The sequence below is a fragment of the Nocardia thailandica NBRC 100428 genome, from assembly GCF_000308795.1.
Classification (GTDB): domain Bacteria; phylum Actinomycetota; class Actinomycetes; order Mycobacteriales; family Mycobacteriaceae; genus Nocardia; species Nocardia thailandica.
The window spans coordinates 39,580-47,287 of sequence record NZ_BAGK01000162.1; the positions used below are offsets into that span (position 1 = coordinate 39,580).

Consider the following 7,708-nt stretch of genomic DNA (forward strand, 5'->3'; position numbering starts at 1 on the left):
TTGTTCAGGCGGTCGCCGCGAGCGCGCGGAGCCGCTTCTTGTCGATCTTGCCGACGGGATTGCGCGGCAGTTCGGTGGTGAGCACGACCGCCGCGGGCACCTTGAACGCGGCCAGCCGCGCGCGGCAGTGTTCGGTGAGTTCGGCGGCGGTCACGGCGTCGGTCGTGACCACGTGCGCGACCGGCACCTCCCCCAGCACCGGATCGGGAACCCCGACGACGGCCACCTCGTGCACCGCCGGGTGGGCATAGAGCGCGTTCTCGATCTCCTTGGGGTAGAGGTTCTCTCCACCGCGGATGATCATGTCCTTGATCCGGTCGACCAGGACCAGGTAGCCGTCGGGATCGAAGTAGCCGACGTCGCCGGTGTGCAGGCGGCCCTCGCGCACCGTCTTCGCCGTCTCCGCGGGCCTACCGAGGTACCCGCGCATGACCGTGGGGCCGCTGACGACGACCTCGCCGCGGGCGCCCGCGGGCAGCTCGGTGCCGTCGGGGTCGACGACGGTCACCCGCTGGCCGGGCAGCGGCAGGCCGACCGTGCCCGGCTTGCGCTGTCCGGCGACGGGATTCAGCGTCGAGGCGCAGGTGCCCTCGGACAGGCCGTAGCCCTCCACCACCGGGACACCGAAGCGGTCCTCGAACCGGGCGATCAACTCGGCGGGCATGGGCGCGGCGCCGCAGATCGCCAGCCGCAGCGAGGACGTGTCGGGCCGCGCGTCGGCGGGCTGGGCCACCAGCATGGCGTACACGGCGGGCACGCCGGAGAAGAAGGTCGGGCGGACCCGCTCGACGAGGTCGAAGAAGCCGGTGGCCGAGAACTTCCCGGCGACGGTGGTGTGCCCGCCTGCCAGCAGCGGCGACAGCACGCTCACCACGATCCCGTTGACGTGGAACAGCGGCAGGATCAGCAGGCTGTGGTCGGTGTGGTCCAGTCCGAGCGCGCCGATGACCATCGCGCACATGGCGGACAGGTTGTCGTGGTCGAGCACTACGCCCTTGGGGCGGCCGGTGGTGCCGCTGGTGTAGATGATCAGGGCGACGCCGTCGCCCTGGGCCGCCGCCGCGACCGGGCCGGCGGGCCGCGCGAGCGCCGCGACGTCCAGGGTCGTGCCCGCGCGGGCGGGGTCGCCGACGACCACCATCGCCCGCGCGTCGGCGATCTGGAAGCCGATGTCGTCGTCGGTCAGGCCCGGGTTCACCGGCGTCACCGCCGCGCCGAGGCGCCAGGCCGCGAACAGCACGACCACGAGCTCGACCCGATTGGGCAGCACCACCGCGACCACGTCGCCCCGGCGGACGCCCGCCGCGTGCAGCACCGAGGCCGCCGCCAGCACCCGGTCGAGGAACCGCGCGTTCGTCAGCGCGGTGGTGTCGTCGGCCAGGCACGGCGCGTCCGGCGCGGAAGCCGCTCGGGCTGTGGGCAATTCGGCGATGTGTCGCATGATTCCTCACCGTGGAGAGTGTGATCCGGGTAACACGATTCACGGTAGGGACGGGGGCGGGCACCGGCTACGGGCCGGGAGACCAGCGTTACGCGCCCCCGTTGTGCCACGGGTACAAACAGCGTGGTCGAGGCCTCGGCGCGGGGTAGTGTCGGCGCCCATGGCCCCCGACTACGACGCCCTCGTCCGCGAGGTGGCGGGCCGGATCAAGGCGGATCTGGGCCGGCTCACCCCCGTGATGACCACGATGTTCGCCGACACCATCCCCGAGTTCCGGCACGACGACGAGGTCCGCAGGCTCATGGTGGCCAGCACCGAGTCCAACCTCACCGCCATCCTGGACATGCTCACCCTGGCCATCGGGCTCGACGACATCACCGTCCCGCCCGCCGCCGCCGAGTACGCCCGCCGCTTCGCCCAGCACGATCTGTCCCTCGAGGCGCTGCTGCGCGCCTACCGGCTCGGCGAGCACATGTTCGTGCAGTGGACCATCACCCTGCTGGGCGAGCTCGCGCCGCCGACCGGGCCCGCCCTGGCCGCCGCGGCGCGGATCGCCGAGCTGGTCAACGGCTACATCGACCAGATCATCGAGGGCCTGATCGACATCTACGGCGCCGAGCGGCGCCGCTGGGACGCCCGCACCGACGCCGCCCGAGCGGCCCAGGTGCGCGCGGTGCTCGACACCGAGGAGCTGGATCTGGCCTCGGCCGAACAGATGCTGTCGACCTCGCTGCGCGGATGGCACCAGTTCGTGCTGCTGTGGACACCGCCCGGAACCGCCGACCCGGGAACCGCGCTACGGGCCGGGATCCAGGCGCTCGCCACGATCTCGGCTCGCGCACCTCTGACCGTGGACGTCGACGAGCACACCCGCTGGGTGTGGCTGGCCTCGGCGGGCAGGCCGGCGCTCGATGTCGCCCGGCTGGCGCGGGAGGTGCGCGCCACGCCGGCGCTGTCGATGGCCGTCGGTGATCCCGCGACCGGTCTGGCGGGGTTCCGCCAGAGCTTCCACGACGCCCAGCGGGCCCGTGCCGTGGCGGTGGCCGCCCGCTCACGCGGGGTCCTCGCCTACGCCGACGTGGCGCTGGCCGGGCTGCTCGCCGACGACGTGACGCGGGTACAGGCGTGGGCGGCGCGCGTCCTCGGCGGGCTCATGGGCACCGACGAGACCGCCGCCCGGCTCCGGGACACGGTGCGGGTGTTCCTCGACGCGCGCGGCAGTTACACCGACGCCGCGGCGCGCCTGCACGTCCACAAGAACACCGTGCACTACCGGGTGCGCAAGGCCGAGGAGGTGCTCGGGTATCCGCTGACCGAACACCGCCTCGACATCGAGGTGGCGCTGCTGGCGTGCGCTCAGCTGGGGTTGCCGAGGTCCTGAACCGCCGCGGCGGCACTGCCCGCGGCCGCGGCGTGGCAGACGGCGACCGGGTCGGTCACCTCGTCCCGGCCGCGCGCCGCCGCCCGGGCGGCGGCGGTGAAGCGGGGGTCCGCGAGGATTCGCGACACCGCGTCGCCGACGGCGTCGGGATTAAGCGGCCGCACCAGCAGCGAACCGCCTTGGCGGGCGGCGCGATTGGCCAGTTCCCACTGGTCGCCGCCGCCGGGGACGGTCACCACCGGGACGCCCGCCGACAGCGCCTTGGCCAGCAGGCCGTGCCCGCCGCCGCCGACCACGACCGCGGCGTGGGTGAGCAGCTCGTCCTGGCGGCCGAGGCCGGCGGTGGCCCAGGGCGGCAGCCGTCGCGGCGGGGTGTCGAGCATCGAGACCGCCGCGCGCACACCACGTCCGGCCAGTCCCTCGAGGACGGTCTCGGCCATGCCGGCGACCCCGGTGTGCGCGGTCGAGGGCGCCACCACCACCAGCGGCTCCGTCCCCGGCGGCAGGGGCAGCGTGTCGCGCGTCGGCTCCCACAGCAGCGGGCCGACCACGTGGGTGTTCGCGGGCCAGTCCGGGCGGGGGACCTCGAGCGCGGGCAGGGTCGCGACCAGGCGGGCGGCCGGGCCGGGATCCGCACCCGGCAGCCCGATGCTCTCGCGGGCGGCCGCGCGCTGCCGGTGCCCGGCGCGCACGGCGCGATCGGTCATGGTGCGCAGCACACCGTCGCGCAGCCGACCGCGCAGGCCCTCCCCGGGCGCGAGGCCGCTGCCGATCGGCGGCAGCGCCTTCGACGGCAGGTACAGCGGATGCGGGGACAGCTCCACCCACGGCACGCCGAGCCGTTCGGCCGCCATGCCGCCGCCGACGGTCAGCACATCGGAGATCACCAGCTCCGGGAGCATGGCGCCCAGGTCGGGCAGGATCTCGGTCGCGATGTGGGCGGCGCGTTCGTGGATGCGGGCGCCCGCGTCGGTGTCGTCGTCGGTGGGCCGCGGCGCCAGGCCCTTGAGCCTGCGCACCCCGATCCCCTCCGCGCGGGCCGCGTCGAACCAGCGCGGCCCCGTGAACAGCACCGGCTCGTCGCCCGCCGCCAGCAGACGCAGGCACAGCGCGATCGCGGGGAAGGCGTGTCCCGGATCGGGCCCGGCCACCACGGCTATTCGCATCGGTCCAGGTTGCCACAGGCGCAGGCGCGCCGGGACGGCGACCGGGCCGACCGGTCCGTCGGGATCCGCGGCGCGGCGGCCCACCGGGCGCGGGTCAGCCCGCGAAGTAGTACAGCTCGAAGGAGACCGCGTGCGCGGCGTCGAAACCGTCCTTCGGCCCCGTGGCCCGGTCGACGATGAAGGCGACCTGGTCGGCGACCGGTTCGTCGCTGAGCACCTCGAGGTAGCGGCGGTGGGCCGACAGCGAGGCGCGGGCCTGGTCGAGATGCGCGCTCACGTCCACCGCGTGCGTCCCGCCGGGGCCGACGACCGCCGCCCAGCGCGCCGACCACGGCGGCAGATCGGCCAGCTCGGGGAAGATCCACTCGTTGCCCGCGTCGGAGATGGCGTCGAGGGCACTGCGGCCCACCGCGCGGTGATCGGCGCTGTTGGCGTAGCCGGGCGCCCAGGTGTCGCCGAAATTGAACAGCACCACCATCTCCGGGCGGTGCCTGCGGATCGCGGCGGCCAGGTCGCGGCGCAGGGCGAGCCCCTCCTGGACCCGGCCGTCCGGGTGATCGAGGAACTCGACCTCGGTGACGCCGACAGCGGCCGCGCCGGCGATCTCCTCGGCCCGGCGCAGCGGACCGGCCTCGGCGGGTGGCAGGCCCGCGATACCGGCCTCGCCGCTGGTGACCAGCAGGTACCGCACGTCCTTGCCCTGCCCGGTCCAGCGGGCCACCGCGGCCGCGGCGCCGTATTCGATGTCGTCGGGATGCGCGACGATCACCAGGCCGCGCTGCCAGTCCTCCGGAACCTGTTGCACGCCATCATGGTAGCCACCGCCCGACCCGGCCCCGGACGACACGACGGGCCGCATCCGTGGCGGATGCGGCCCGTGCCCGTGCCCCCGGGTCTAGGGTTTGCCGATCTTCGTGCGCTCCCCGCCCTGCACCGCCTTGTACAGCAGGTACAGGCCGGTGCCGATGGCCGCGATCACCAGCAGCGGCATCAGCCCCTTCACGAGCGCGGTCAGAATCGACAGCGCGATCCACGCGACCACGACGATTCCGATCACCTTCCACACCATGTCTGCCTCCTCGCCAGTTGCGACCGCGCTCCGGCGATCCGATACGTCGAGCCTGGCACAGGTCACGGCGCGGATCACCAGGTCGGAGCCGATATCCGGGTGAAAGTCAGGGTTGTCCCCCAGCCCGGGGTCCGCGAGAATCCGGCCCGGCGAGCCCGGGCTGCGGCCATAATCGGGGTCGGCCGGAAGGAGACCCATGCACCCCATCGTCACGATCACGAGCGGCGCGGTACGCGGACGGACCGAGGGCGGCGTCAGCCGGTTCCTCGGCATCCCCTACGCCGCGGCTCCGGTCGGGCCGCGCCGCTTCCGGCTGCCCGAGCCCGTGCCCGCGTGGGACGGGGTGCGCGAGGCGACCGCGTTCGGCGGCACCTGCGCCCAGTCGCCGTACCCCGCGCCCATCCACGCCCTCATCGGCAGCGACGGGATCCCCGGCGACGACTACCTCAACGTCAACGTCTGGACGCCCGACCCCGGCGGGGCGGGCCTGCCGGTGCTGGTGTGGATCCACGGCGGGGCGTTCGTGCGCGGCTCCAACGCCCGCGACATCTACGACGGCACGGCCTTCGCCCGCGACGGCGTCGTGCTGGTCTCGATCAACTACCGGCTCGGGATCTCGGGATTCGCCGCCGTCGAGGGGGCACCGCTCAACCGGGGCCTCCACGACCAGATCTTCGCGCTGCGCTGGGTCCGCGACAACATCGCCGCCTTCGGCGGTGACCCCGGCAACGTGACCGTCTTCGGCGAGTCCGCCGGCGGCATGAGCGTCGCCGCGCTGATCGCCGCGCCGCAGACCGCCGGGCTGTTCCGGCGCGCGATCATGCAGAGCGCCAACGGCGCGGTCGCCGCCGACGCGGACGACGCCGGCAGGGTCGCCGCCGCCCTCGCCGCCGAACTCGGCATCCAACCCACCGCGCGGGACTTCGGCGAGCTGGGCCCGGAGCAGCTGCGCGCCGCGCAGAACGCGGTCGCCCTCGCCGTGATGACCGACCCCGACCCGCAACGGTGGGGCCCCTCGATCGTCACCCAGGGGCTGGGCATCATGAGCCTGTTCCCGGTGCGCGACGACGACATCGTGCCCGGCCCGCCCACCGCGGTCCTCGCCGCCCACCCCGACCGCGCCGTGCCGCTCATCGCGGGCACGACCGCCGACGAGTTCCGCTTCTTCACCGTGCCGACCGGCATCACCGCCGCGGTCACCGAGCAGACGCTGCCGTTCGTGCTGGCCCGCTACGGCATCGACCCGGCCGTGGCCGAGGTCTACGCGAACGGCAGGCCGGGCCTGCGGCCGGACCAGCTGTTCAACGCGATCCTCACCGACTGGTGCTTCCGGTCGGGCACCCGCGAGTTCGCGGACGCCACCGTCGCGGCCGGGGCGGCGACCCATGTCTACGAATTCGCCTGGGAGACCGGCATTCCCGACCTGGGCGCCTGCCACGTGCTCGAGGTGCCGTTCGTCTTCGACGCCCTGGCGGGCGCGCACACCCTCACCGGCGAGCATCCGCCGCAGGAGCTGGCCACCGAGATCCACCGCGCCTGGGTCGCTTTCGCCACGCACGGCGATCCCGGCTGGGAGCCCTACACGGCCGCCGCCCCGCGGGTGCGCCGGTTCGACGCCCCGGAGTCGCGGACCGTCACCGACCCGGGCGCGGCCGAGCTGGCCGCGTTGCGCGCCTCGGTCCCGGTGCCCTGAGCGTGATCGCCGGGTCGCGCGCGGGCTCGGTCAGCGCACGGGGTCGGTGACCGCCGGACCCGGTGCGCGGTCGGCGATCTCGGTCAGGGCCTGCGCCCAGCCGTCGAGCCGGTCCGCGGCGTCGCGCAGCTCGGCGACGATGCCGTTGAACTGGTAGGCGACCACGGTGTCCTCCGGGACGGCCAGGATCCGGGCGGCCGCGGCGACGAGCTGCTCGAACTCGGCCACGCCGGTGTTCAGGCGCGCGAGCACCTCGCCGATCGAGGCGCGCAACGCGCCCACCGTCTCCTGGCCGGCCCGGCCGACGGTGTCGGCGGCCTGTTCCATGGCGGTGATGTCGGCGGCCAGCGCGTGCAGGGCGGCGCCGCCGGAGCGGGCCGTCTCGAGCAGGTCGCGCAGTTCGTCCTCGGGCAGGCGTCGGCTGCGCGCGATCTGCGTGCCGAGCGCGTGCAGGGCCCGTTCGGCCCGGATGAGCCGCTGGATGGGGGCGCGGGCGGCCGAGCGCAGCCCGGGCGACCGGCGCGCGACGAACGCGGCCTGCGGCAGCGGCTGTGAGCGCAGCCGCAGGTAGCGGCGGGTGCTGAGCGCGGTACCGGTGACGAAGGCCACCGCGCCGCCGCCGAGCACGACGACCGCCCACGCGGGCGCCGACACCACGGCCAGCCCGACGGCGCCGACGGTGGTGATCCCGGAGACGGTCCCGAACTGCACGCTGCGCCGCCGCGCGCGCCGACGCCTGCGCAGCTCCCGTTCGCGCGGATCGGCCCACTTGCGCACCGCGACCAGCGCCTGCTCCCCCACCTCGCGCAGGGTGGCGGGGACGCCGGCGGGCGCGCTCGCCGACGGAGGCGGCACCGGAACGGGCGCGAGCTGCTGATCGGCCTGCTTGCGTGCTGCTCTACGGCTCATTCTGGTCCTTCCGCCCGGTCGGTTCCCAGGGTAACGCCGACCTACGACA

7 protein-coding genes are annotated in these 7,708 nt (G+C 74.5%); 2 read left to right on the plus strand and 5 right to left on the minus strand.

Features of this window, described 5'->3' with window-relative positions; all coding sequences use genetic code 11:
- Positions 1–4: 4 nt before the first annotated feature.
- Positions 5–1,441, minus strand: coding sequence for a class I adenylate-forming enzyme family protein (locus ON36_RS17135; protein ID WP_043654200.1), 1,437 nt, complete (start codon positions 1,439–1,441; stop codon positions 5–7).
- Between the two features lie 160 nt (positions 1,442–1,601).
- Here ON36_RS17135 and ON36_RS17140 point away from each other — a divergent pair, with 160 nt between their 5' ends.
- Positions 1,602–2,822: a PucR family transcriptional regulator gene (locus tag ON36_RS17140; protein ID WP_085999639.1), complete on the plus strand. Its 1,221-nt coding sequence runs from the start codon at positions 1,602–1,604 to the stop codon at positions 2,820–2,822.
- On the opposite strand, the gene ON36_RS17145 is transcribed toward ON36_RS17140, so the two are convergent.
- The 3 genes from ON36_RS17145 to ON36_RS34785 all read right to left on the minus strand — a co-directional run bounded on the left by ON36_RS17145 (position 2,798) and on the right by ON36_RS34785 (position 5,255).
- Positions 2,798–3,988, minus strand: coding sequence for a glycosyltransferase (locus tag ON36_RS17145; protein WP_043654225.1), 1,191 nt, complete (start codon positions 3,986–3,988; stop codon positions 2,798–2,800). The genes ON36_RS17140 and ON36_RS17145 overlap by 25 nt on opposite strands.
- Positions 3,989–4,082: 94 nt before the next feature.
- Positions 4,083–4,793: a PIG-L deacetylase family protein gene (locus ON36_RS17150; protein WP_043654202.1), complete on the minus strand. Its 711-nt coding sequence runs from the start codon at positions 4,791–4,793 to the stop codon at positions 4,083–4,085.
- Positions 4,794–4,883: 90 nt separating this feature from the next.
- Positions 4,884–5,255: a hypothetical protein gene (locus ON36_RS34785; RefSeq protein ID WP_157224899.1), complete on the minus strand. Its 372-nt coding sequence runs from the start codon at positions 5,253–5,255 to the stop codon at positions 4,884–4,886.
- On the opposite strand from ON36_RS34785, the gene ON36_RS17160 reads away from it, so the two are divergent.
- Positions 5,254–6,750 (plus strand): carboxylesterase/lipase family protein, encoded by a 1,497-nt coding sequence (locus ON36_RS17160; RefSeq protein ID WP_043654207.1) that lies wholly within the window; start codon positions 5,254–5,256, stop codon positions 6,748–6,750. The genes ON36_RS34785 and ON36_RS17160 overlap by 2 nt on opposite strands.
- Positions 6,751–6,780: 30 nt before the next feature.
- Here the strand turns inward: ON36_RS17160 and pspM are convergent, their stop codons facing one another.
- Positions 6,781–7,659, minus strand: a complete 879-nt coding sequence (gene pspM, locus ON36_RS17165) for a phage shock envelope stress response protein PspM (protein ID WP_052314074.1) — start codon at positions 7,657–7,659, stop codon at positions 6,781–6,783.
- Positions 7,660–7,708: the final 49 nt, after the last annotated feature.